This window comes from Mycolicibacterium neoaurum ATCC 25795 (genome assembly GCF_000691525.1).
Classification (GTDB): domain Bacteria; phylum Actinomycetota; class Actinomycetes; order Mycobacteriales; family Mycobacteriaceae; genus Mycobacterium; species Mycobacterium neoaurum.
Genome location: NZ_JMDW01000008.1, coordinates 377,089 through 399,523 on the forward strand (window position 1 = coordinate 377,089; position 22,435 = coordinate 399,523).

The 22,435-nt window shown below is 66.8% G+C and carries 27 protein-coding genes; 21 read left to right on the top strand and 6 right to left on the bottom strand.

Translation table 11 applies throughout. The features are described 5' to 3' along the window. Positions 1 to 4: 4 nt before the first annotated feature. From IC40_RS0109285 to mftR, 3 genes are all read right to left on the bottom strand, one after another. On the bottom strand, positions 5 to 1,279 hold the full coding sequence (locus IC40_RS0109285; protein WP_030134448.1) for a VOC family protein: 1,275 nt from the start codon (positions 1,277 to 1,279) through the stop codon (positions 5 to 7). After that, positions 1,276 to 1,803, bottom strand: a complete 528-nt coding sequence (locus IC40_RS0109290) for an RNA polymerase sigma factor (RefSeq protein WP_030134449.1) — start codon at positions 1,801 to 1,803, stop codon at positions 1,276 to 1,278. Before IC40_RS0109290 ends, IC40_RS0109285 begins: the two co-directional genes overlap by 4 nt. A gap of 91 nt (positions 1,804 to 1,894) precedes the next feature. Beyond that, positions 1,895 to 2,509 carry a mycofactocin system transcriptional regulator MftR gene (gene mftR, locus IC40_RS0109295; RefSeq protein WP_081843375.1) on the bottom strand — a complete coding sequence of 205 codons (615 nt, stop codon included), beginning with the start codon at positions 2,507 to 2,509 and terminating at the stop codon, positions 1,895 to 1,897. A 66-nt stretch (positions 2,510 to 2,575) separates the two neighbouring features. Between mftR and mftA the strand changes: the two genes are divergently transcribed. The 7 genes from mftA to mftG all read left to right on the top strand — a co-directional run bounded on the left by mftA (position 2,576) and on the right by mftG (position 9,018). Then, the gene (mftA, locus tag IC40_RS27245; protein ID WP_019514032.1) at positions 2,576 to 2,671 is read left to right on the top strand and encodes a mycofactocin precursor MftA; all 96 of its coding nucleotides are present in this window, start codon (positions 2,576 to 2,578) and stop codon (positions 2,669 to 2,671) included. After that, on the top strand, positions 2,656 to 2,973 hold the full coding sequence (mftB, locus tag IC40_RS0109305; RefSeq protein WP_199900939.1) for a mycofactocin biosynthesis chaperone MftB: 318 nt from the start codon (positions 2,656 to 2,658) through the stop codon (positions 2,971 to 2,973). Before mftA ends, mftB begins: the two co-directional genes overlap by 16 nt. After that, on the top strand, positions 2,970 to 4,190 hold the full coding sequence (gene mftC / locus IC40_RS0109310) for a mycofactocin radical SAM maturase (protein ID WP_030134452.1): 1,221 nt from the start codon (positions 2,970 to 2,972) through the stop codon (positions 4,188 to 4,190). Before mftB ends, mftC begins: the two co-directional genes overlap by 4 nt. Positions 4,191 to 4,195: 5 nt before the next feature. Then, the gene (gene mftD, locus IC40_RS0109315) at positions 4,196 to 5,371 is read left to right on the top strand and encodes a pre-mycofactocin synthase MftD (RefSeq protein ID WP_030134453.1); all 1,176 of its coding nucleotides are present in this window, start codon (positions 4,196 to 4,198) and stop codon (positions 5,369 to 5,371) included. Between the two features lie 120 nt (positions 5,372 to 5,491). Beyond that, positions 5,492 to 6,235: a mycofactocin biosynthesis peptidyl-dipeptidase MftE gene (gene mftE, locus IC40_RS0109320; protein ID WP_030134454.1), complete on the top strand. Its 744-nt coding sequence runs from the start codon at positions 5,492 to 5,494 to the stop codon at positions 6,233 to 6,235. Further along, entirely contained in the window at positions 6,232 to 7,644 is a 1,413-nt protein-coding gene (gene mftF / locus IC40_RS0109325; protein WP_030134455.1) for a mycofactocin biosynthesis glycosyltransferase MftF, read from the top strand. The genes mftE and mftF overlap by 4 nt, the downstream gene beginning before the upstream one ends. Before the next feature lie 6 nt (positions 7,645 to 7,650). Next, a complete protein-coding gene (gene mftG, locus IC40_RS0109330) occupies positions 7,651 to 9,018 on the top strand; it encodes a mycofactocin dehydrogenase MftG (protein WP_030134456.1) in 1,368 nt (455 codons plus the stop codon). Here the strand turns inward: mftG and IC40_RS0109335 are convergent. Further along, positions 9,015 to 10,484, bottom strand: a complete 1,470-nt coding sequence (locus IC40_RS0109335) for an MFS transporter (RefSeq protein WP_234411699.1) — start codon at positions 10,482 to 10,484, stop codon at positions 9,015 to 9,017. The two genes, mftG and IC40_RS0109335, sit on opposite strands and share 4 nt — an antisense overlap. Positions 10,485 to 10,699: 215 nt before the next feature. Between IC40_RS0109335 and IC40_RS0109340 the strand changes: the two genes are divergently transcribed. Beyond that, positions 10,700 to 11,359 carry a TetR/AcrR family transcriptional regulator gene (locus IC40_RS0109340; RefSeq protein ID WP_030134458.1) on the top strand — a complete coding sequence of 220 codons (660 nt, stop codon included), beginning with the start codon at positions 10,700 to 10,702 and terminating at the stop codon, positions 11,357 to 11,359. Here the strand turns inward: IC40_RS0109340 and IC40_RS0109345 are convergent. Beyond that, positions 11,325 to 12,590: a cytochrome P450 gene (locus IC40_RS0109345; protein ID WP_030134459.1), complete on the bottom strand. Its 1,266-nt coding sequence runs from the start codon at positions 12,588 to 12,590 to the stop codon at positions 11,325 to 11,327. The genes IC40_RS0109340 and IC40_RS0109345 overlap by 35 nt on opposite strands. A gap of 106 nt (positions 12,591 to 12,696) precedes the next feature. Between IC40_RS0109345 and IC40_RS0109350 the strand changes: the two genes are divergently transcribed. Further along, on the top strand, positions 12,697 to 14,295 hold the full coding sequence (locus IC40_RS0109350) for a carboxylesterase/lipase family protein (protein ID WP_042510057.1): 1,599 nt from the start codon (positions 12,697 to 12,699) through the stop codon (positions 14,293 to 14,295). A 10-nt stretch (positions 14,296 to 14,305) separates the two neighbouring features. On the opposite strand, the gene IC40_RS0109355 is transcribed toward IC40_RS0109350, so the two are convergent. Continuing rightward, the gene (locus IC40_RS0109355; RefSeq protein ID WP_030134461.1) at positions 14,306 to 14,785 is read right to left on the bottom strand and encodes a hotdog fold domain-containing protein; all 480 of its coding nucleotides are present in this window, start codon (positions 14,783 to 14,785) and stop codon (positions 14,306 to 14,308) included. 404 nt (positions 14,786 to 15,189) lie between these two features. Between IC40_RS0109355 and rpsJ the strand changes: the two genes are divergently transcribed. The 12 genes from rpsJ (at position 15,190) to IC40_RS0109415 (ending at position 22,396) form a co-directional block, all read left to right on the top strand. Beyond that, complete coding sequence (rpsJ, locus tag IC40_RS0109360) at positions 15,190 to 15,495, top strand: 30S ribosomal protein S10 (protein ID WP_003883485.1); 306 nt, start codon at positions 15,190 to 15,192, stop codon at positions 15,493 to 15,495. Between the two features lie 15 nt (positions 15,496 to 15,510). Next, complete coding sequence (gene rplC / locus IC40_RS0109365) at positions 15,511 to 16,164, top strand: 50S ribosomal protein L3 (RefSeq protein WP_030134462.1); 654 nt, start codon at positions 15,511 to 15,513, stop codon at positions 16,162 to 16,164. Next, the gene (gene rplD, locus IC40_RS0109370; RefSeq protein ID WP_019514045.1) at positions 16,164 to 16,814 is read left to right on the top strand and encodes a 50S ribosomal protein L4; all 651 of its coding nucleotides are present in this window, start codon (positions 16,164 to 16,166) and stop codon (positions 16,812 to 16,814) included. The genes rplC and rplD overlap by 1 nt, the downstream gene beginning before the upstream one ends. Further along, positions 16,814 to 17,116 (top strand): 50S ribosomal protein L23, encoded by a 303-nt coding sequence (rplW, locus tag IC40_RS0109375; protein ID WP_019514046.1) that lies wholly within the window; start codon positions 16,814 to 16,816, stop codon positions 17,114 to 17,116. The genes rplD and rplW overlap by 1 nt, the downstream gene beginning before the upstream one ends. Positions 17,117 to 17,146: 30 nt before the next feature. Further along, positions 17,147 to 17,983, top strand: coding sequence for a 50S ribosomal protein L2 (gene rplB / locus IC40_RS0109380; RefSeq protein ID WP_030134463.1), 837 nt, complete (start codon positions 17,147 to 17,149; stop codon positions 17,981 to 17,983). Between the two features lie 12 nt (positions 17,984 to 17,995). Next, positions 17,996 to 18,277, top strand: coding sequence for a 30S ribosomal protein S19 (gene rpsS, locus IC40_RS0109385; protein ID WP_019514048.1), 282 nt, complete (start codon positions 17,996 to 17,998; stop codon positions 18,275 to 18,277). Then, entirely contained in the window at positions 18,277 to 18,738 is a 462-nt protein-coding gene (gene rplV / locus IC40_RS0109390) for a 50S ribosomal protein L22 (protein ID WP_030134464.1), read from the top strand. The genes rpsS and rplV overlap by 1 nt, the downstream gene beginning before the upstream one ends. Continuing rightward, on the top strand, positions 18,738 to 19,571 hold the full coding sequence (rpsC, locus tag IC40_RS0109395; RefSeq protein ID WP_030134465.1) for a 30S ribosomal protein S3: 834 nt from the start codon (positions 18,738 to 18,740) through the stop codon (positions 19,569 to 19,571). The genes rplV and rpsC overlap by 1 nt, the downstream gene beginning before the upstream one ends. A 1-nt stretch (position 19,572) precedes the next feature. Beyond that, positions 19,573 to 19,989: a 50S ribosomal protein L16 gene (gene rplP, locus IC40_RS0109400; protein ID WP_030134466.1), complete on the top strand. Its 417-nt coding sequence runs from the start codon at positions 19,573 to 19,575 to the stop codon at positions 19,987 to 19,989. Then, a complete protein-coding gene (gene rpmC / locus IC40_RS0109405; RefSeq protein ID WP_023985334.1) occupies positions 19,989 to 20,222 on the top strand; it encodes a 50S ribosomal protein L29 in 234 nt (77 codons plus the stop codon). The genes rplP and rpmC overlap by 1 nt, the downstream gene beginning before the upstream one ends. A gap of 3 nt (positions 20,223 to 20,225) precedes the next feature. Further along, on the top strand, positions 20,226 to 20,522 hold the full coding sequence (rpsQ, locus tag IC40_RS0109410) for a 30S ribosomal protein S17 (RefSeq protein ID WP_019514053.1): 297 nt from the start codon (positions 20,226 to 20,228) through the stop codon (positions 20,520 to 20,522). A 356-nt stretch (positions 20,523 to 20,878) separates the two neighbouring features. Further along, positions 20,879 to 22,396 (top strand): hypothetical protein, encoded by a 1,518-nt coding sequence (locus IC40_RS0109415; protein ID WP_030134467.1) that lies wholly within the window; start codon positions 20,879 to 20,881, stop codon positions 22,394 to 22,396. Positions 22,397 to 22,435 lie beyond the last annotated feature (39 nt).

The window sequence follows — 22,435 nt, forward strand, 5'->3', positions numbered from 1 at the left end:
TCGCTCAGAACTCGCCGAGGTAGAACACGCTGCCCTGGTCGTCGGTGCACAGCGCCGAACGCCCGTAGGACTGTGTCGAGGGTTCTTCGAGGATCGTGCCGCCGGCCGCGCGGACCCGCTCGGTCGCCGCCTCGATATCCGTGACGGTCCACATCGGCACGGCCGCAGGTCGATCCTGGCCCCCCACCATGCCCGCCATCGGGTGTGTGCCCTGGATTTCCCAGCCGTCCGGAACGCGGCCGTTGTCGAAGGTCCAGAACAGGAATCGGCTGTAGAACGCCCGGAATGCCGCAGATTCCTGCGCGTGGTAGGTGATGTACGAAAGGTCGCCGGAGCCTGCGCCGTTGAGTTCCGGGCGCGGGGTGCCGGGCGCCGGGCGGTACACCGCGAACGGCGAACCGGAAGGATCGGTCGCGTCGAGCGTCGTGCCGTACACGGACTCGGCTTCGACGCCCACCGCCCCGCCGCCGGAGATGATCGCCTGACGGACGCCGGCCAGGTCGTCGACGGCATAGCAGCAGCGCATCGTCGGGGTTCCCGCGCTGCGGGACAGCGTGATTCGAGTGGCGGTGTTGCTCACCCGGTCGGTCGCGGCGTCGAACTCCCAGCCGAGCACCCGACCGTAGAAGGCCGCGGCGCGTTCGGTGTCGGGGGTGCATATCGACACGACGCCGACATCGCCGTGCTGGATGCTGACCGCGGCACCGGTGATCGGTCCGGTCAGCATCCACCGGTGCCCGGACGGATCGATGATGGTCGCGGTGCGCGACCCGTGCGCCTCGTAGGGTTGGCGCTCGACGGTGGCGCCACGGCCGGCCGCGCGCAGCAGCGCCGCATCGGTGTCCGGCACCTGCAGCATCAGGCTCACCGAGACCGACTGTGGGGCCGGTGCTTTCAGGCCCATCTCGGGGAATTCGTCGGCCAGGTAGAGCACACCCGCGCCGATGGTGAGTTCGGCGTGCCCGACCCGACCGTCGTCCATCAGGATCGGGTCGCCCAGCAGCGTGGCGCCCAGTGCGTCGACATACCAGTCGATGGCAGTGCGGGCGTCGCGGACCGACAGGTAGGGCAGCGCTGCGGGGCGGGGCATGCCGGGCTCGGCGTTGTTCAGTTCGGCGATGGCGGTATCGGTGCCACTCATCTGGACTCCTCGGGTGTGGTGGGGGAGGGCGAGGGCCGATTCCAGGCGGGCGCGCAACCGGGCCGCGAACGCCGGATCGGGTGCCACCGGAAGCTCGTCACCGCGCAGTGCGGTCAACGGATCTGGTTCGTCGATCACGGGGTGCCTCCTTCCGGTGTCGGGTAGTGCGTTCGAAAAGCGCGGCGGGCGCGCACCAGCAGGGCTTCGGTCGCGTGCACGGTCCGCCCGAGCAGTTGTGCGCATTCGGGTACCGAGCAGTCGTCGAGATAACGCAATGCCAGCACGGTGCGGTGATGTTCGGGCAGTCGGGCCAGCACCGACTCGGCGACGATGCGGTCCAGTTCGATGTCCCAGTCGTCCACCGGGGCGGTGTCCGGCAGATCGGCGACCGGCACGGTGAATCTGTCATGCCTGCGGCGGTAGTGGTCGGCCAGTTTGTGTCTGGCCACCCCCACCAGCCAGGGCACCGTGATCGGCGGCGGCGTGGCCCGGCGGGCGGCATCCATGGCCGCCAGGAAGGTCTCCGACGTCAGATCTTCGGCGGTTGCGCGATCACCGCAGCGCCGGGTGAAGTATCCATACACCACCGGCAGCGCCTCGTCATAGAGCTCCAGGAGCTCCCGGGGCGCGTCGCGGGGTTCGGCGTGGACGCTCACACCCATATCGTCGCCGCCAGGGGCTCAACTCCGACACCCCAGTTTTCTGGGATTTGTGGAGTCTCGGCCGCCTCCAGCGCGGGCGAGACTCCACAAATCACAGTTCGGTCAGCCCGCGGCCCACCACATCGAAGGAGTCGCCGAGCAGTCTTGCCAGTGACACCGACTCGTCACCCAACCACTGCTCATAGGCGGTCAGCGCGACGCCCAGCAGGGTCCAGGCAGCTGTCTGGGGGACCAGGCCGTCGGGCTGCTCACCGCGGCGGCGTGCCACGTATTCTGCGACCACGGCGCGCCAGCCGGCATACATCGTCATCGAATGCGCCTGTAGTGCATCGGTTTTGAGGATCAACCGCATGCGTCGACGGTGCCGATCCTTATCGTCGAATTCGTTGAACGCGAGCAGTGCGGTGCGCAGTGCCTCGCCGACGCCGGCGGTCGGGTCGGCGTCGTCGAGCAGTTGGCGCATGTGGTTGAGATAGGCGTCGAAATCTCCCCATGGGATCGCGTTCTTCGACGGGTAGTAGCGGAACAGCGTCCGCCTGGCGATGCCGGCGGCCTTGGCGACATCGTCGACGCTGACCTCATCGAAGCCGTGGGTGGTGAACAACTCGAGTGCGACATCGGTGATGTGGTCCTGGTTCGTCGACGGGCGCCGGCCGACGCGAGACGCCACGTGAACCACCCCTTCCATTTGTGCACTGGATGCCATATTGTGTGCGACACAGGTCACACTCATCGAACATGGTGACCTGGTAACAGCCTAGAAAGGTATGACATGGACCAGAACCAGCAGGCCGAGAACACCACCGAACTCGTCACCGAATCGCTCGTCGAAGAGGTCTCCATCGACGGTATGTGCGGGGTCTACTGATCGTGACCGCACCCACTGCTGATGCAGTGGCGTTCGATCCCGATCGCGGCTGGCGGCTGCACCACCAGGTGGCGGTGCGGCCGGAGCCGTTCGGGGCGCTGCTGTACCACTTCGGTACCCGCAAGCTGTCTTTTCTGAAGAACCGGACGATCGTCGCGGTGGTCAACTCGCTGCCCGAGCACCCCGACGTCCGATCCGCCTGCCGCGCCGCCGGTATCGACGACGCCGCCCAAGGCCCGTATCTACATGCGCTCAGTGTGTTGGTGAAGTCCAACATGCTGGTCGCCAAGGAGACCTCATGACCGCCGTCCTGCCCCCGGCGCTTGCTCCCGTCAAGGTCGCTGAGCCGACCAAGGTTCCCAAGCTCGTCGAGCAGTTCGAACGCGGCCTCGACGCGCCGATCTGCCTGACCTGGGAACTGACCTACGCCTGCAACCTCTCGTGCGTGCACTGCCTGTCGTCCTCGGGTAAGCGCGACCCGCGCGAGCTGTCCACCCAGCAGTGCAAGGACATCATCGACGAGCTGGAACGTATGCAGGTGTTCTATGTGAACATCGGCGGCGGCGAACCGACGGTCCGATCGGACTTCTGGGAACTCGTCGACTACGCCACCGAGCATCACGTCGGGGTCAAGTTCTCCACCAACGGCGTGCGTATCGACAAGAAGGTGGCCGCCAAGCTCGCCGCCAGCGATTACGTCGACGTGCAGATCTCGCTGGACGGCGCGACCGCCGAGGTCAACGACGAGGTCCGCGGGCCGGGTTCGTTCGCCATGGCGATCCGCGCGCTGGAGAACCTGCGTGAGGCGGGCTTCAAGGACGCCAAGATCTCGGTGGTGGTGACCCGCCACAACGTCCGACAACTCGACGAATTCAAGGCGCTGGCAGACACTTACGGCGCCACCCTGCGCATCACCAGGCTGCGCCCATCCGGTCGCGGTGCCGACGTCTGGGACGAGCTGCACCCGACCCCCGCCCAGCAGGTCGAGCTCTACAACTGGCTGGTCGCCCACGGCGAGCGCGTGCTCACCGGTGACTCCTTCTTCCACCTGTCGGGTCTCGGGGAACCGGGTGCGCTGGCCGGACTGAACCTGTGCGGCGCCGGCCGGGTGGTCTGCCTGATCGACCCGGTGGGTGACGTGTATGCCTGCCCGTTCGCCATCCATGAGAAGTTCCTGGCCGGAAACATCCTGACCAGCAACGGTTTCAAAGATGTGTGGCAGAACTCGGTGCTGTTCAACGAGTTGCGCGAGCCGCAGTCGGCCGGTGCGTGCGCCAGCTGCAATCACTACGACGCGTGCCGGGGTGGCTGCATGGCCGCCAAATTCTTCACCGGTCTGCCGATGGACGGGCCGGACCCCGAATGCGTCCAGGGCTACGGCGAACCCGCCCTGGCCGCCGAGCGTGACAAGCCCAAGTCCAGCGTCGACCACTCCCGTAGTGGCGGGAGGAAAGGTCCCATCCCGCTCAAACTCCTCACCGTCCCTCCCAAGAAGTTCTGTAACGAAAGTCCTGTGTAGAGATCATGGCCCGTGATACCTGGTTCGAGACCGTTGCCATCGCCCAACAGCGCGCGAAAAAGCGGCTACCCCGCTCCGCCTACTCCTCGCTGATCTCGGCCAGCGAGAAGGGCGTCTCGGTCTCCGACAATGTCGAGGCGTTCTCCGAATTGGGCTTCGCGCCCCACGTGATCGGCGCCACCGAGAAGCGTGAGATGTCAACAACCGTGCTGGGACAGGACATTTCGATGCCTGTCGTCATCTCGCCGACCGGGGTGCAGGCCGTCGACCCCGACGGAGAGGTCGCGGTGGCCCGTGCCGCCGCCGCCCGCGGCACCGCCATGGGGTTGTCTTCGTTCGCCAGTAAGCCGATGGAGGAAGTGACCGCGGTCAACGACAAGATCTTCTTCCAGATCTACTGGCTTGGCAGCCGTGACGACATCCTGGCCCGGATGGAGCGTGCCCGTGCCGCCGGGGCGAAGGGCCTGATCCTCACCACGGACTGGAGCTTCAGCCACGGCCGGGACTGGGGGAGCCCCAAGATCCCCGAGCAGATGGATCTGAAGACGATGATCAAGATGAGCCCGGAGGTCATCACCAAACCCCGCTGGTTCTTCAGTTTCGCCAAGCACCTGCGTCCGCCGGACCTGCGGGTCCCCAACCAGGGGCGGCCCGGCGAGCCCGGCCCTACCTTCTTCGAGGCCTACGGCCAGTGGATGGGCACCCCGCCGCCCACCTGGGAGGATGTCGCCTGGCTGCGCGAACAGTGGGGCGGTCCGTTCCTGCTCAAGGGCATGGTCCGCGTCGACGATGCCAAACGTGCTGTGGATGCCGGGGTTTCGGCGATCACGGTGTCCAACCACGGCGGCAACAACCTGGACAGCACCCCGGCCGCCATCCGCTGCCTGCCTGCCATCGCCGACGCGGTCGGCGACCAGGTGGAGGTGCTGCTCGACGGTGGTATCCGCCGCGGTAGCGATGTCGTCAAGGCCGTCGCACTCGGTGCGCGCGCGGTGCTGATCGGGCGGGCCTATCTGTGGGGCCTGGCGGCCAACGGGCAGGCCGGTGTCGAGAACGTCCTGGACATCCTGTCCGGTGGTATCGACTCCGCACTGCGGGGGCTCGGCAAGTCCTCCATTCACGACCTCACCCGTGAGGATGTGCTGATACCGGAGGGCTTCACCCGCACGCTCGGTGTCTGACAGCCTCGACCTCGATGAAACGGGCGTGGCTGACGTTACGGACGTGACCGAATGTCCGCCGAGTGGGCGACAGTGCCACCACGATTTCCGTCGCATGCGCCAACAATCGGTGCATCACAGGTGAACTCGGCCTACCATCGGCGGGTGGCTTTACCCGCCGATCTCGGTAGCGAGACGTCGACCGGACTCGTCGGTGGCACATCCGGCGACAGGCCGGCGCTGATCATCCCGGTCGGGTCCCTCGAACAGCACGGACCGCATCTTCCGTTGGATACCGACACCCGCATCGCAGCGGCCGTCGGGCGGGCGGCGGCGGCTAGGCTGGGCGACGGCTGGCTGCTGGCCCCCGCCCTGAACTACGGCGCCAGCGGTGAGCACGAGGGTTTCGCGGGCACCATCTCGATCGGCACGGCCGCCCTGCAGCAGGTGTTGATCGAGTACGGCCGGTCAGCCGGGATCTGGGCGGGCCGGATGGTGTTCGTCAACGGACATGGGGGCAATGTCGAGGCGTTGGCCGGGGCGGTCAGCGTGCTGCGCTATGAGGGCCGCGATGCCGGGTGGTGTTCCTGCACGGTGCGTGGTGCCGACGCGCACGCCGGGCACACCGAAACCTCGATATTGCTGCATATTTCACCCGAGGATGTGCGTGCTGACGCCGTGGTGCCCGGGAACAGCTCCCCGCTGGCGGAGCTGATGCCCGCCATGCGGGCGGGCGGGATCGCCGCGGTGAGCGCGGTCGGCGTCCTCGGCGATGCCACCACCGCCACCGAAGCCGACGGCGCCCGATACGTTGCCGCTATGGTCGACGAGTGTGCCCGCAAACTGTCGGCCTGGGCACCGAACGGACGGGGGATGCTGACATGACGGGGCCGCGGCTGCCGGACGGATTCGTCGTCCAGGTCGACCGGCGGGTCAAGGTGCTCGGTGCCGGCTCGGCGTTGCTCGGTGGTTCCCCCACCCGGTTGCTGAGGCTGGCGCCGGTGGCCCAGACGATGCTCGACGATGGGCGTCTGGAAGTCCACGATGCGCTCTCGGCGCAATTGGCGCGCGCTCTGCTCGATGCCACCGTGGCTCATCCGCGCCCGGCGACGGGTCCATCGCATCACGATGTCACCGTGGTGATTCCGGTGCGCAACAATATCTTCGGAGTCAGCAGACTCGTCAGGTCGCTGCGCGACATGCAGGTCGTGGTGGTCGACGACGGGTCGACGGTGCCCATCTCGGAAGCGGACTTCGCCGGGGCGCACTGCCCGGTGCGGGTCGTGCGGCACCAGCGCAGCCGGGGGCCCGCCGCCGCCCGGAACACCGGTCTGCGGGCATGTGACACCGATTTCGTGGCCTTTCTGGACTCCGACGTGGTGCCGCGGCGCGGTTGGCTGGAAGCCCTGCTGGGCCACTTCTGCGACCCGGCGGTCGCCCTGGTGGCACCGCGCATCGTGAGTTTGCGCGAACCCGAGAACCTGCTCGCCCGCTATGAAGCCGTCCGCTCCTCGCTGGACCTCGGCATGCGTGAGGCGCCCGTCGTCCCGCTGGGATCGGTGGCCTATGTGCCGAGCGCGGCCATCATCTGCCGACGCTCTGCGCTGATCGAGGTGGGCGGATTCGACGAGACGTTGCGTTCCGGTGAGGATGTCGACCTGTGTTGGCGGTTGGTGGAAGCCGGCGCCCGGCTGCGCTACGAGCCCATCGCGCTCGTCGGCCACGATCACCGCACCCAGCTGCGGGAATGGTTCGCGCGCAAGGCGTTCTACGGTGAGTCTGCCGCGCCGCTGTCGGTGCGCCACCCTGGCAAGACGGCGCCGATGGTGGTCTCGCGCTGGGTGCTGTTGTTGTGGATGCTGGCCGCGACGGGGTCGCGCCTAGGGTACTGCGCGGCCGCGGCGATCGCCGTGCTGTTCGGACGCAGGGTGGCCAACTCGCTGGAGACGGTCGAGACGGCGCCCCGCGATGTGGCCACTATGACGGTGCACGGTCTGTGGGGTGCGGCGTTGCAGGTCGCCTCGGCGATCTGCCGGCATTACTGGCCGGTGGCGCTCATCGCGGGGGTGTTGTTCCGGCGCTGTCGCCGAGTGGTGCTGACCGCGGCGGTCCTCGACGGTCTGGTCGACTGGGTGAGCCGGAACAACAGCATCCCCGAGGACGCCCGGCGGGTCGGATTCCTGAGCTATCTGGTGCTCAAGCGTCTCGACGACATCGCCTACGGGTTGGGGTTGTGGACAGGGGTGGTCCGTGAGCGCCACCTCGGTGCGCTCAAACCGCAGATCCGTACCTGAGCGCCTGTGCGCATCGTCATCGTCGGAGCCGGTAGCGCCGGTTCTGTTCTGGCCGAGCGGCTTTCCCGCGACCCCGATTGTCAGGTGACCCTCTTCGAGTCGGGACCGCCGGCCGACGGTCCGGGTTTGCGGGCAGCCCACCGACTGCCGATCGAGCCGGCCAGTCCGGTCGCCGCCCGATTCGCGGCCACGCTGACCGATCACCCGGCGAGGCCGGTGAGCCTGGTGCGAGGCGCGGTGGTGGGCGGATCGGGGGCCATCAACGGCGGTTACTTCTGCCGCGGCCGGGCGGCCGATTTCGACGGGTGGAAACTGCCGGGGTGGTCCTGGGACGATGTCCTGCCGGATTTCCGCGCCATCGAAACCGATCATGACTTCACCGGCCCGCTGCACGGTGCCGATGGTCCGATCCCGGTCGTCCGTACGCGCCGGTTCGGTGCCGGCACCGAGAGGTTCGTGGAAGCGGCGCTGGCCCATGGCTTCCCCTGGATCGACGACCTCAACGGTGCACCTGATGGGGACGGGGTCGGCGCTCTCCCACTCAACGTCGTCGACGGTCAGCGGTGCGGGCCGGGCGCGATGGCACTGGCCCCGGCGTTGGACCGACCCAACCTCGATCTGCAGACCGGCACCCGGGTGGTGGCGGTCCGGTTCGCCGGGCACCGGGCGGTCGGTGTGCAGGTACTGGGGCCCGATGGGGCGGCGGTGTGGGACGCCGACCGGATCGTGCTGTGCGCGGGCGCCATCTCCACCGCGCAGCTGCTGATGCTCTCGGGGTGTGGACCGGCCGGGGTGCTGTCGCGGGTCGGGGTGCCGGTGCGCGTCGACCTTCCCGTCGGGCAGAACTTCGCCGACCATCCGGAGTGGTTGCTGCCGACGAGGTGGCCCGCGACCTCCGGGCGTACCCCGCTTGAGGCGGCGCTGTCGCTGGGCGACGTCGAGATAAGGCTCTACACATCAGGTTTCGCCGAGATGGTCGGTGATCCACCGGCGGATCCACCACATCTGGGCGTGGCTCTTATGCGTCCCAGGGTTCGTGGCACGCTGACATTGGTGTCGGCGGATCCACTGGTCGCGCCCGAAATCGCACACCACTATGACTCGGTGGCCGCCGATGTCACCGCTTTGCGGGACGGGGCAGAGCTGGCGCGCGACCTCGCCAGGCTCGGCGATGTCGAGGCCAACTGGTCCACCACCCAACATCTTTGCGGCACTGCGCCGATGGGATCTGTACTCGATGCACAGTGCCGGGTACTGGGAGTCGACGGACTGTGGGTCGCCGACGGTTCGATCATGCCCACCATCACCTCGCGTGGGCCGCATGCCAGTATCGCGATGATCGGCCACCGCGTCGCCCCGTTCGTGGCGCGTTAGCGGCGATGCCTGCCCGAGCGGCGCAGCCTTCGGACCAGGGCCAGCTGCCGGCCGTCCCGACCCGGTGCCCACAGTCCGATGGCCACGGCGCTGATGCCCACGATGATGGCCAGCCCGAGTACCGATGAGGCCATCGACTCGACGAATGCCGTCCTGGCCAGGTCGGCGATACCGATGCCGGGGGCGCCCAGCGTGGACGCCACCTCCAGGGCTTGGCCGAGCGAGCCGACCGCAGCGTCACGGACGGGCGGGGGTAGTTCGGCTGGCAGTCGGGCTGTGAGCGTTTCGCTGTACGTGGCCGCCAGCAGTGATCCGGCCAGCGCGATGCCCAGGGCGGCGCCAACCTCTCTCGTGGTGTCGTTGACCGCTGACGCGACGCCCTGTTTGTCATCGGGCACCGTATTCATGATCGCCGAAGTGGTTGGCGCGGTGAGCAATCCGATTCCGAGGCTCAACACCAGCATTGGCCAACCCACGGCTCCGTAGCCATCGTCGGCAGTCACGCGGGCCATCAGCAGGAAACCCGTCGAAATCAATGCCAGACCCGTGAACACCACCAGACGCAGGCCCAGTCGCGGTAGGTACCAGAACGACGTCGCTGACAGCAACATGACCGGGCCGATCAGTGGCGTCAGCGCGAATGCGGTTCCGATCGGCGTGTAACCGAGGATCAACTGCATGTGTTGCATCGCGATGTAGAAGTATCCGAACATCGACAAGAAGAACACCGTGATGGCGGCGGCGCCGGTGGCGAAGGTGGGATTGGCGAACAACCGGATATCCAGAAGTGGATTCCGACAGCGTGTTTCGACAATTCCGAAAGCCACCGACAACAGGACGGCCACGACGATACATCCGATGACCAGTGCATCGGACCAGCCGCGGGCGGGCACCTCCAGGATTCCGAACACCAGGGCCGCGACAGCGCCGGCGATCAGCACCGCTCCCCGCCAGTCGAGCGGTGTGGCCACCGATTCCTTCGACGTCGCAACGGTCAGTCCGAGAAGGAACAACACGCCTGCGGTGCCGGCGAACGCCCAGAAGATCGCTTGCCATGGCCAGAAGTGCAGTAGGGCGCCGGTTCCGAGCATGCCGACGATCGCTCCGGAACCGGCCGCCGCCGCCCAGACGCCAACAGCCTTGTTGCGCTGGACCTTCGGATAGGCGGCAGTGATCAGGGACAGCGTGGCAGGCATGACGAACGCAGCACCCGCCCCGGTCACCCCGCGCGCGATGATCAGGTGCATCGGGTCCGACCAGATGGCCGGCGCGATCGAGGCGATCCCGAAGATGGCCAGACCCAGCAGTAGCGCGCCCCGGCGGCCATAACGATCACCCATGGCGCCGGCGGGCAACAACAGGCAGGCCAGCACCAAGGTGTAGCTGTCCACGATCCAGGTCAACTCGGTCTGGGTGGCCGAGGTCGCGGTCGCGAGATCGGGAAGGGCGGTATTGAGCGCGACCATCGACGAAACGACAAGCAGAACACCGAGACACGCGACGAGTAGTGTCCAGGTGCGGGCTCGGGGTGAAAGATCTGCCAGAGCTGCATCGGTCGGCCGGTCCGACTCGGCGATTGTGTCGACCATTGTCCCACTTTCGACGAGTGCGTTATTTTTGGTACTGCCCGTCTAGTTTCGAGACTAACAGTCTCGTAGGTGTGGTGGGAGGGAGAATCGCAATGTCGTCCGAGCACGCCGACCCACGGCCCGCGCGCTCGCGAGCGCGCCTGCTGGATGCGGCGACCACGTTGCTGCGCACCGGCGGGCCGAGCGCGGTCACCGTCGACGCCGTCATCCGCGCATCCAATGTCGCGCGGGCCACCCTCTACCGGCACTTTCCCAGCGGTAACGACCTGCTGGCAGCCGCATTTCATGCGCTCATCCCGCCGGTGCCACCGCCGCCGGAGGACGGCACCCTGCGTGATCGGTTGATCGCCGCGCTGGACGGTTTCGCGACACTTGTCATCGAGGCCCCGATCAGCCTGGCGGCCACCTCGTGGTTGGCCCTCGGGGGTGGACTGGAGTCGTCGTGGTGGCCCCGGGGAGGCCCCGATACGGAAAGCGCCGAGGTGCGGACGTTGCGAGAGCGCGTGGCCGAGCAGTACGCGGCACCGTTCGATGCCATCCTCACCAGCCCTGATGCGATCGCCCAGGTCGGCGATGTGGACCGCGCGCAGGCCGTGGCCCTGCTGTTGGGTCCGGTCGTGCTCGGCAAGCTCAGCACCCTGGCCGATTTCGACTACCACCAGGTGGCCAGGGCCGCCGTCGACGGCTTCCTGGCCACGCACCGCCAGGGCGGGAAATCTAGCGCAGCGAGTACCGGATCGGTAGGTGCTTGAGCCCGCCGACGAACGTTGTCGCCGACAGTTCCGGGGTGCCGGCCAGTTCGATCGAGTCCAGGCGGGGGATGAGCTCGGTGAACAGACTGTTCATCTCCATCCGCGCCAGAGCCGCCCCCAGACAGAAGTGCACCCCGTAGCCGAAGGACACGTGCTTGTTGTTCTCCCGGCCGACGTCGAAGCGGAACGGCTCGGCGAACACGTCCTCGTCCCGGTTCCCCGAAGCGTAAGCCAGATAGACGGATTCGCCCTCGGCGATGGGTACCCCGCGCACCTCGGTATCGGCGGTGGCGGTGCGCATGAACTCCTTGACCGGTGTGGTCCAGCGGATCATCTCCTCCACCGCGGTGCCCATCAGATCGGGATGGGTACGCAGCCGGTCGAGTTGGTCGGGATTCTCGATCAGCGCCAGCAGGCCGCCCGAGATCGCGTCCTTGGTGGTGTCATGCCCGGCGCTGGCGACGATCACGTAGTAGGAGGCGGTGTCCACATCGGAGAGCGGTTCACCGTCGATGCGGCCGTTGGCGATCGCCGAGGCCAGGTCCTCGGTCGGATTGGCCCGCCGTGAGGCGGTGAGGGTGGAGAAGTAGGCGAAGAAGTCCATCAGCACGGCGAGCTGGTCCTCCAGCGAGCCGCCATCGCGCTTGTACTCGTCGTCGTCACCGCCGAACATCTCCTGGGTCAGCATGTGCATGCGCTCGTAGTCCTCTTCGGGCAGTCCGAGCAGCGACATGATGACGTAGAGCGGGAACTGCACGGCGATCGCGGTGACGAAATCGCATTCGGGCCCGATATCACGCATCCGGTCGACGTAGCGCTTGGCCAGCTCATCGACGCGAACCTTGAGGTCGCGCATGGCCTTGGGGCGGAACCAGTCCGCACCGATGGCGCGCACCTTGCGATGGTGCGGATCATCCATGTGGATCAGGGTGCGCAGGCCCATGCCCGCCTCGAGCTGTTGCTTGGCCAGGTCGTCGGCGGCCGCGGTGGCCAGCAGTGGCCGCGGCTCGCTGATGAACAGGTTGTTCTCCCGCTCGACGGCCATGATGTCGGCGTGCTTGGTGATGGCCCAGAACGGGCGATACAGCCGCGACTCGACCTTGACCACGGGTTCGTGGCGGCGCAGGTAGGCCATGGCCTCGTGCAGCCGCGCATCGTCGGCGTACGCCTTCGGCTCGACGAAAACCTTTGCGTACTCACTGGCCCGGCCGTCCTTGGTCGGAGTGCTCATCACGGGGCTCCTTCGTGGTGTCTTGACGGCTGTCAAGTCCGAGTCTAGGCGGGCTCCGTAGGAGGCACGGCCAGATTGTCCGAATCGTCGTCAGTAGGCTCGATCCGTGCTCCTGTCGTCGCGATCCGTCTTGCGCGCGCTGGCGCTGCTGGTGGCCGTGCTGCTCGCCTCCGGGTGTGGACTGGGCGGTGACGGCGAACGGGCATCGTTGCCGCCCGACCCGTCGGTGGTCCGGACCGCCGACGGCCTTGTCCGTGGGGTAGCCACCCTGGACAAACGCAATTTCGCGGGAATCCCTTATGCGGCACCACCGGTCGGTCCGCTGCGTTGGCAGCCTCCGCAGCCGGTCGCCCCGTGGCAGGGCGTCCGCGACGCGACCAAGGCCGGCCCGCGGTGCCTGCAGGGCGAGAGCGGAGAAGTGGAGTTCGGCAAGCAGACCGACGAGGACTGCCTGACGCTCAACGTCTGGACGCCGGCACCCGAGAACACCCTCCGACCGGTGATGGTGTGGATCCACGGCGGCTCCTTCGTCAACGGTAACGGCGCCATGTACGACGCACGCTGGCTGGTCGACCGTGGCGACATCGTGGTGGTCACCCTCAATTACCGGTTGGGCGCCTTGGGATTTCTCGCCCATCCTGCGCTGGGGGAGCCGGGCAGCGTCGGAAACTACGGACTGGCCGACCAACAGGCGGCGTTGCGCTGGGTGCACGAGAACATCGCGGCGTTCGGGGGCGACCCGGACAAGGTGACCATCGCCGGGGAGTCGGCCGGCGGGATGTCGGTGTGCGATCACCTGGTCGCCCCGCAATCCCAGGGCCTGTTCCGGGCTGCGATCGTCCAGAGCGGACCGTGTCAGGCACAGGTGGCGCTACCTCGGGCCGAGAAGATCAGCAGCGACTTCGCTCGGGATGTGGGGTGCGGCGACCCGGCCACCGCTGCCGCCTGTCTGCGCGCCCTGCCGGCCCATCAAGTCGATAAACCGGTGTGGTACGGCCGAATCGGCGAGGACACGCTCAGTGGACCGGTCTACGGAAGCACGACGTTGCCCGAAGACCCGATGGTGGCGTTCCGCGAAGGTCGCGCGGCCGACGTGCCGATACTCATCGGCACCAATCGCGACGAGTTCACCCTCTTCGCCGCCCTGCAATACCTGCGCGGGGCCAGGCAGTACGCCGCCGGGGAGTACCCCGACCTGCTGGCCGACACCTTCGGCGCGGATGCCCCGGCGGTCGGGGCCCGTTATCCGCTCGACAAGTACGACGGCAGTGCGGCACTGGCGTACTCGGCGGCGGTCACCGACGGCGTGTTCGCCTGCGTCGCCCAACGGATGGCCGGCCAATTGGCCTCGAGCCGGTCGATTTTCGGCTACCAGTTCGACGATCCTCGACCGCCGACTCCAGAACCGATGCGCACGTTGCCGTTTCCGGTCGGTGCCAGTCACTCGTTGGAACTGCGCTATCTGTTCGACGTCGGTGGGGCACCACCGTTGAGTCCGGCCCAGCAGCAACTGTCGAACCAGATGATCGACTACTGGGCGGCGTTCGTCCGTTCCGGTGCGCCCGATGCCGACGGCGCACCGGACTGGCCGGCGGTGGCCGGTTCGGGTCCGTGGATGTCGCTGCGACCCGACGGATCGCGGATGGTCACCGGTTTCGGAGCCGAGCACCGATGCGATTTCTGGGCAGGCCTGTCCGGCCGGTAGGCCGACGCGGTCAGGACGTCCGGCCGGCGGGGGTGACCCAGGTGGTGATCTCGGCGTGCACCACCTCGGCACCGGAGCGGTCGGTGATGCGGACCGGCACGACGATCTCGGTGCCGTCGGTGATGGTGGCGAAGTCCGGCGGGTCGAACCGGGCCGTGGCGCGCAGCGAGGTCGTCGCCTTGGCCAGGTACTGGACCGTCATCCCTTTCGGGATCCAGCGATGGGTGGCCGGCACGGTGGCCTCCATGGCCATTCCCATCGCCACCTCGGCCGCATTGCACGACGCGATGGCGTGCACGGTGTGCAGGTGGTTGTAGACGTAGAACCACTTCGGTACGTCGACCTCGGCCAGGCCGGGCTCCATCCGGCGGATGTGCGGGAGGACCGATGCGAAATAGGGGACCCGGACCATCGCTGCCGCCGAGAACAGGCGGCTACCCAGCGGTTTGTCGGCCAGCTGCTGCCATGCGCGGTAGGTGGGACTCGTCATGTTCGGCAACCTTACTCGGCGGTAAGATCGGTCGGTCCCGCTGCGCCGAGCGCTCCGGCCCGGCGCCCGGCAGGTGGGCGGTCGACCAGGTCAAACGGAGATTTGTGGGACGCCGCGATCTGAGGCATACTGTTCGGGTTGCCTTGAGCCGGGTTCGCCCGGGCGAGGCATCCGACCGGCGCCCTCGCGGGCGCACCCGGTTCCCAATTCGATCGCGACAATTTTCGACGCGGACGAGTATGCGCGAGGGCGACACGCCCGAGTGCGGGGGTCGGTGAACCAGAGACAGGTAAACAGCGGCGGCAACAGGCTGCGCGCGCCCCGGGACACCGGAGCACGCGCACCGAGGCCAGACCAGAGACAAGGCCCAACCATGGGCCCGTTAGTAGTGAGGTAGGAGAAGCGTGGCGGGACAGAAGATCCGCATCAGGCTCAAGGCCTACGACCATGAGGCGATTGACGCCTCGGCGCGCAAGATCGTCGAGACGGTCACCCGGACGGGTGCCAGTGTGGTTGGCCCGGTGCCGCTGCCGACCGAGAAGAACGTGTACTGCGTCATTCGGTCTCCCCATAAGTACAAGGACTCGCGGGAGCATTTCGAGATGCGTACCCACAAGCGCCTTATCGACATCCTCGACCCCACGCCGAAGACCGTTGACGCCTTGATGCGCATCGATCTGCCGGCCAGTGTCGACGTCAATATCCAGTAGGAGATTCCAGAACTCATGGCACGAAAAGGAATTCTGGGCACCAAGCTGGGCATGACGCAGGTGTTCGACGAGAACAACAAAGTCGTCCCGGTGACGGTCGTCAAGGCCGGCCCCAATGTGGTGACCCGCATCCGTACCACCGAGCGTGACGGCTACAGCGCCGTGCAGCTCGCCTACGGCGAGATCAGCCCGCGCAAGGTGAACAAGCCGGTCACCGGTCAGTTCGCCGCCGCCGGTGTGAACCCGCGCCGCCACCTCGCCGAGCTGCGTCTTGCCGACGAAGCTGAAGCGGCTGCCTACGAAATCGGCCAGGAGCTGACCGCCGAGATCTTCGCCGACGGTGCTTACGTCGACGTGACCGGCACCAGCAAGGGCAAGGGTTTCGCAGGCACCATGAAGCGGCACGGCTTCGCCGGCCAGGGCGCCGCGCACGGTGCCCAGGCTGTGCACCGCCGCCCGGGCTCGATCGGTGGCTGTGCCACCCCGGGCCGCGTCTTCAAGGGCACCCGCATGTCGGGCCGGATGGGTAGTGACCGCGTCACCACCCAGAACCTGAAGGTGCACAAGGTCGATGCCGAGAACGGCGTGCTGCTGATCAAGGGTGCCGTCCCCGGACGCAATGGTGGACTCGTCGTGGTCCGCACCGCGATCAAACGAGGTGAGAAGTAATGGCTCTCAAGCTTGACGTTCACACTCCGGACGGCAAGACGGACGGTTCCGTGGAACTTCCCGCTGCCCTGTTCGATGTGGAACCCAACATCGCTCTGCTGCACCAGGTGGTGAATGCGCAGCTGGCCGCCAAGCGCCAGGGCACGCATTCGGCCAAGACCCGCGCCGAGGTCTCCGGTGGTGGCAAGAAGCCGTACCGCCAGAAGGGCACCGGCCGCGCCCGTCAGGGCTCGACCCGCGCACCGCAGTTCACCGGTGGTGGCATCGTGCACGGACCGAAGCCGCGTGACTACAGCCAGCGGACCCCCAAGAAGATGATCGCCGCCGCCACCCGCGGGGCGCTCTCGGACCGGGCCCGCAACGACCGCATCCACGCCGTCACCGAACTGGTGGCCGGTCAGACTCCGTCGACCAAGTCGGCGAAGTCGTTCCTGGCCAGCCTCACCACGAACAAGAACGTGCTGATCGTCATCGGTCGCAGCGATGAGGTCGGCGCCAAGAGCGTGCGGAACCTGCCCGGCGTGCATGTCATCTCGGCGGACCAGCTCAACGCGTACGACGTGCTGCACGCCGACGACGTGGTGTTCTCGGTCGAGGCCCTGAACGCCTACATCACCGCGCACACCAAGAAGGAAGAGGTGTCTGCCTGATGGCCACGATCACCGACCCTCGCGACATCATCCTCGCGCCGGTCATCTCCGAGAAGTCCTACGGGCTGATCGAGGACAACGTGTACACGTTCGTCGTGCACCCGGATTCGAACAAGACGCAGATCAAGATCGCCATCGAGAAGATCTTCTCCGTCAAGGTCGACTCGGTGAACACGTTGAACCGCAACGGCAAGCGCAAGCGGACCCGCAGTGGCTACGGCACGCGCAAGAGCACCAAGCGCGCCATCGTGACCCTGGCCGCCGGCAGCAAGCCGATCGACTTGTTCGGAGCGCCCGCCTAGCGGCAGGCAGAGAGACTCAGGAACTTAGAAATGGCAATTCGCAAGTACAAGCCGACGACCCCGGGTCGTCGCGGTTCGAGCGTCTCCGATTTCGCCGAGATCACTCGTTCGACTCCGGAGAAGTCGCTGATCCGTCCGCTGCACAGCACGGGTGGACGTAACGCGCACGGCCGCATCACCACTCGTCACAAGGGTGGCGGTCACAAGCGTGCCTACCGGCTGATCGACTTCCGTCGTCACGACAAAGACGGTGTCAACGCCAAGGTCGCGCACATCGAGTACGACCCCAACCGCACCGCGAACATCGCGCTGCTGCACTACCTGGACGGCGAGAAGCGCTACATCATCGCCCCCAAGGATCTGAAGCAGGGCGACGTCATCGAGCAGGGGCCGAACGCCGATATCAAGCCCGGCAACAACCTGCCGCTGCGCAACATCCCGGCCGGTACCGTCATCCACGCAGTGGAGCTGCGGCCCGGTGGCGGTGCCAAGCTCGCCCGCTCCGCCGGCGTCAGCATCCAGCTGCTCGGTAAGGAAGGCAGCTACGCCTCGTTGCGTATGCCGTCCGGTGAGATCCGGCGCGTCGACGTGCGCTGCCGCGCCACCGTCGGCGAGGTCGGCAATGCCGAACAGGCCAACATCAACTGGGGCAAGGCCGGTCGTATGCGGTGGAAGGGCAAGCGCCCCACCGTCCGTGGTGTCGTCATGAACCCGGTCGATCACCCGCACGGCGGTGGTGAGGGTAAGACCTCCGGTGGCCGCCACCCGGTGAGCCCCTGGGGTAAACCCGAGGGCCGCACTCGCAAGCCCAACAAGGCGAGCGACAAGCTCATCGTCCGTCGCCGGCGCACCGGCAAGAAGCGCTAGGAGTAAATAGCGATGCCACGCAGCCTCAAGAAGGGCCCGTTCGTCGACGACCACCTTCTCAAGAAGGTCGACGTCCAGAACGAGAAGAACAGCAAGCAGGTCATCAAGACCTGGTCGCGCCGGTCCACCATCATCCCGGACTTCATCGGTCACACCTTCGCCGTCCACGACGGTCGCAAGCACGTGCCGGTGTTCGTCACCGAGTCGATGGTCGGGCACAAGCTGGGCGAGTTCGCCCCCACCCGCACGTTCAAGGGTCACATCAAGGATGACCGGAAGGCGAAGCGCCGGTAATGACTACTGCAATTGAGTATCCGTCCGCGAAGGCGGTGGCACGCTTCGTGCCGTTCTCGCCGACCAAGGCGCGCCGGGTCATCGACCTGGTCCGTGGCAAGTCCGTGGCCGAGGCGCTCGACATCCTGCGGTGGGCACCGCAGGACGCCAGCACCACGGTGGCCAAGGTGATCGCCAGCGCGGCCGCCAACGCGCAGAACAATGACGGCCTGGACCCGGCGACCCTCGTGGTCGCCACCATCTACGCCGACGGTGGCCCGACCGCCAAGCGCATCCGTCCGCGCGCCCAGGGGCGTGCCTTCCGGATCCGCAAGCGCTCCAGCCACATCACCGTGATCGTGGAAAGCCGTCCGCCCAAGCAGAAGGGTGGCGCGTCGACCTCGACCGCGCGTACCCGTCGTGCGCAGGGCAGTAAGGCTGCTGCTGCGAAGGCCACCGATTCGAAGGAGGGCTCGGAGTAGTGGGCCAGAAGATCAACCCGCACGGCTTCCGGCTCGGTATCACCACCGATTGGAAGTCCCGCTGGTACGCCGACAAGCAGTACGCGGACTACGTCAAGGAAGACGTCGCCATCCGCCGTCTGCTGGCCACCGGTCTTGAGCGCGCCGGCATCGCCGACGTGGAGATCGAACGCACCCGCGATCGCGTCCGGGTGGACATCCACACCGCGCGTCCGGGCATCGTCATCGGTCGCCGCGGCACCGAGGCCGACCGCATCCGGACCGACCTGGAGAAGCTGACCGGCAAGCAGGTCCAGCTCAACATCCTCGAGGTCAAGCAGCCCGAGGCCGTCGCCCAGCTGGTCGCGCAGGGTGTCGCCGAGCAGCTGTCCAACCGTGTGGCGTTCCGTCGTGCGATGCGCAAGGCCATCCAGTCGGCCATGCGCCAGCCCAACGTCAAGGGCATCCGGGTGCAGTGCTCGGGCCGCCTCGGCGGTGCTGAGATGAGCCGTTCGGAGTTCTACCGCGAGGGTCGAGTCCCGCTGCACACGCTGCGCGCCGATATCGACTACGGCCTCTACGAGGCGAAGACCACCTTCGGCCGGATCGGTGTGAAGGTCTGGATCTACAAGGGCGACATCGTCGGTGGCAAGCGTGAGCTGACCGCCGCCGCGCCGGCCGCCGACCGTCCGCGTCGTGATCGTCCGTCGGGCACCCGTCCGCGCCGCAGTGGCGCGTCGGGTACCACCGCGACGAGCACCGAGGCCGGTCGGGCCGCGAGCGATGACACGGCGGGCACCCCGGCAGCAGCCGAGGCGTCCGCAGAAACCACCCCAGAGAATTCAGGGAGCTGAAATGCTTATCCCCCGTAGGGTCAAGCACCGCAAGCAGCATCACCCCAAGCAGCGCGGTACCGCCAGCGGCGGCACCGCGGTGAGCTTCGGTGACTACGGCATCCAGGCTCTGGAGCACGCCTACATCACCAACCGGCAGATCGAGTCCGCTCGTATCGCCATCAACCGGCACATCAAGCGTGGCGGCAAGGTCTGGATCAACATCTTCCCGGACCGCCCGCTGACCAAGAAGCCCGCCGAGACCCGCATGGGTTCGGGTAAGGGTTCGCCGGAGTGGTGGGTCGCCAACGTCAAGCCGGGTCGCGTGCTGTTCGAGCTGAGCTACCCCGACGAGAAGATCGCCAGGGACGCGCTGACCCGCGCGATCCACAAGCTGCCGATCAAGGCACGCATCGTGACCCGAGAGGAGCAGTTCTGATGGCAGTAGGAGTTTCGCCGGGCGAACTGCGTGAGCTCACCGAGGAGGAGCTCACCACGCGCCTGCGTGAGTCGAAGGAAGAGCTGTTCAACCTGCGCTTCCAGATGGCCACCGGCCAGCTGACCAACAACCGTCGGCTGCGTGTGGTGCGCCAGGAGATCGCACGGGTCTACACCGTGCTGCGTGAACGTGAACTGGGTCTGGCTTCCGGACCTGTTGGTGAGGATTCGTAAGACATGGCAGACACTAAAGGCCCCAACCACACGCCGGCCACCGAAACGCCGCGTGGCCGTCGCAAGACCGCGATCGGCTACGTAGTGAGCGACAAGATGGAAAAGACCATCGTCGTCGAGCTCGAGTCGCGCAAGAGCCATCCGCTCTACGGCAAGATCATCCGGACCACGAGCAAGGTCAAGGCCCACGACGAGAACGGGGACGCCGGCATCGGTGACCGCGTCTCGCTGATGGAGACCCGCCCGCTCTCGGCGACCAAGCGTTGGCGCTTGGTCGAGGTCCTCGAGAAGGCCAAGTAACCTCGACGCCAACGCTTTTGGCGTTCAGATCCCCGGTACCGCAATGCGGTGCCGGGGATCTTTGCGTTCGCGTGATCGTTCGACATGCGGCGTGTCGGATGCTGTTTGCCCGACGGGTGTCCAATGGCGTTTACCCTTTGTAAGGCCAGGTATCTGCGCGTGGAATCACTTTGCTGTATCTGCATGTGGACGTCATGTTGTTGTGACTTCAACGAAATCGGTGCCTCCCAGGGTCATCTGACCTAGCATCGCGCTCATGACGTGCAGTTTCGAGGTGGCCACGGGGTCGATGCGGCGGTGTCGCCGTAGCGACAAACAGGCCGGTAAGCGCACGGCATCTCCGGGCTGACCGGCCGATGGACACCTCCACAGCGGCCGCGGAAGTCGCCGCACCCGAACCGAAGCCGTTCCTGGAGCGCTACTACGATCTGCATCCGGCATTCCGGGCGACACTGCGCTGGGGACTGATCCTGGCGCTGTTCATCCTGGCGTTCCACGACTCGATGATCAGCCTGGCGCACACCACCGCTGCGGGCGGCATCGGCGGCTACATGTGGACGGTGCCGATAGTCTCCCTCCTGGTGGCCATCGCCGTCGCCCGTCGCCACCGCACCGAACTACCCATCCATGATCGCCAGACCGACATCATCACCGGCGGCATGGCATTGGTGCTCGCCGTCGTCATCGAATCCCAACTGCTCGACCGCTATGCCCTGTACTTCCATCTGCTGCGGCTCGACGTCGTCGCCGCGTGGCTGTTCCTATCCGGCTCGTGCGTCGTGCTTTTCGGTCTGCGACCGGTCACCCGGTTCGCCTGGGTGTGGGGCATCTTGTTGATGGCGCTTCCGTTGCCCTACTACATCGTGGTGGTGTTGCTCGGCGGAACGTCGTTCGCGGCCGGGGCGGCGAACCTGCTGGTCGCCGCGATCGGCACCGCCGTGGCGGTGGGCCGGACCTGGCGGCGCGGGGTGATCGGGTCGCTGCGGGCCTGGGCGGTCGGCTTCGCGGTGCTCATCATCATCGAGCTCGCCTTCCCGGATGCGCCGATGATCGTGTACCAGCAAGTGCCTGCGGTGACCGCCATCAGCGTGGTGGGGACGGTCATGTTCCTGCAGGCCCGCCGCGGCGCGCCGAAGAAGATCCTCGACCGCAAGGTGGAGCCGTTGGCGTCCCGGCAGGTCTGGGTGGGCGTCCCGGTGGTGGTCGTGACTGCGGTGGCGCTTGCGCTGTGCCATCTGCCGAGCGGGACGTCGACGTCGCCCGTCGCCGTCGCGGCGCCGGGCCCATTGGAGCCGGGCCGGGGGCTGACCGCGCCCTACGGATGGACGGTCACCCAACAGCAGCAGTTCTCCGATGTCGACCGGCTCTACGGCGACGGCGCCACGCTGGTCCGCCAGTACCTCGTCGCGAATGTCGGTACGGCCCGGTGGGACAAGTTGTCCCGGCCGCGCACCCTCGTGGTGGACAGCACCGTGACCCGACGCCCGTTCAGTCTCGACGTCTACCCGGGCCGGGTGTTGTACAGGCTGACCAGCGCGCGCATCAGCGAGCCGCGATACTTCGACCTCGGACACGGGGTGCAGGGCCGGCTGGTCTCGGTGGTCGACGACAGGCTGCTGGTGACCTGGAACTCGATCCAATTCGCCTGGGGAGACAAGGATCTCGCACAGCGTGTATCGGTGTTCGCGGTGGACAATCACGATGCAGATGCCCCCTTCCCGACACCGTCGACCAGTGTGGCATCCAATATCGGGGCGTTGTTCACCCTGTTGTTCCGCGGTAACGGCGTACTGGATCAGCGCACGCCCGTCTTCAAGGACGAGGACATGCTGCTGAGCTTCACGAGGTCGCTTGTGACGGCGCAATTCCCATGACCAGACCCGACGATTCTCGGGTGTCCGACAGATATCCAC

Excerpts from the sequence above, each read along its gene's own strand:
- IC40_RS0109290 (WP_030134449.1), bottom strand. The coding sequence starts at position 1,803 with ATGGGTGTGAGCGTCCACGCCGAACCCCGCGACGCGCCCCGGGAGCTC.
- rplD (WP_019514045.1), top strand. The coding sequence starts at position 16,164 with ATGGCTCTCAAGCTTGACGTTCACACTCCGGACGGCAAGACGGACGGT.
- rpsS (WP_019514048.1), top strand. The coding sequence starts at position 17,996 with ATGCCACGCAGCCTCAAGAAGGGCCCGTTCGTCGACGACCACCTTCTC.
- mftF (WP_030134455.1), top strand. The coding sequence starts at position 6,232 with ATGACGGGGCCGCGGCTGCCGGACGGATTCGTCGTCCAGGTCGACCGG.
- IC40_RS0109415 (WP_030134467.1), top strand. The coding sequence starts at position 20,879 with ATGGACACCTCCACAGCGGCCGCGGAAGTCGCCGCACCCGAACCGAAG.
- rplB (WP_030134463.1), top strand. The coding sequence starts at position 17,147 with ATGGCAATTCGCAAGTACAAGCCGACGACCCCGGGTCGTCGCGGTTCG.
- rplC (WP_030134462.1), top strand. The coding sequence starts at position 15,511 with ATGGCACGAAAAGGAATTCTGGGCACCAAGCTGGGCATGACGCAGGTG.
- rpmC (WP_023985334.1), top strand. The coding sequence starts at position 19,989 with ATGGCAGTAGGAGTTTCGCCGGGCGAACTGCGTGAGCTCACCGAGGAG.
- mftD (WP_030134453.1), top strand. The coding sequence starts at position 4,196 with ATGGCCCGTGATACCTGGTTCGAGACCGTTGCCATCGCCCAACAGCGC.
- rplP (WP_030134466.1), top strand. The coding sequence starts at position 19,573 with ATGCTTATCCCCCGTAGGGTCAAGCACCGCAAGCAGCATCACCCCAAG.
- mftA (WP_019514032.1), top strand. The coding sequence starts at position 2,576 with ATGGACCAGAACCAGCAGGCCGAGAACACCACCGAACTCGTCACCGAA.
- rpsQ (WP_019514053.1), top strand. The coding sequence starts at position 20,226 with ATGGCAGACACTAAAGGCCCCAACCACACGCCGGCCACCGAAACGCCG.
- IC40_RS0109345 (WP_030134459.1), bottom strand. The coding sequence starts at position 12,590 with ATGAGCACTCCGACCAAGGACGGCCGGGCCAGTGAGTACGCAAAGGTT.
- rplV (WP_030134464.1), top strand. The coding sequence starts at position 18,277 with ATGACTACTGCAATTGAGTATCCGTCCGCGAAGGCGGTGGCACGCTTC.
- IC40_RS0109340 (WP_030134458.1), top strand. The coding sequence starts at position 10,700 with ATGTCGTCCGAGCACGCCGACCCACGGCCCGCGCGCTCGCGAGCGCGC.
- rplW (WP_019514046.1), top strand. The coding sequence starts at position 16,814 with ATGGCCACGATCACCGACCCTCGCGACATCATCCTCGCGCCGGTCATC.
- mftR (WP_081843375.1), bottom strand. The coding sequence starts at position 2,509 with ATGGCATCCAGTGCACAAATGGAAGGGGTGGTTCACGTGGCGTCTCGC.
- mftC (WP_030134452.1), top strand. The coding sequence starts at position 2,970 with ATGACCGCCGTCCTGCCCCCGGCGCTTGCTCCCGTCAAGGTCGCTGAG.
- IC40_RS0109335 (WP_234411699.1), bottom strand. The coding sequence starts at position 10,484 with ATGGTCGCGCTCAATACCGCCCTTCCCGATCTCGCGACCGCGACCTCG.
- IC40_RS0109355 (WP_030134461.1), bottom strand. The coding sequence starts at position 14,785 with ATGACGAGTCCCACCTACCGCGCATGGCAGCAGCTGGCCGACAAACCG.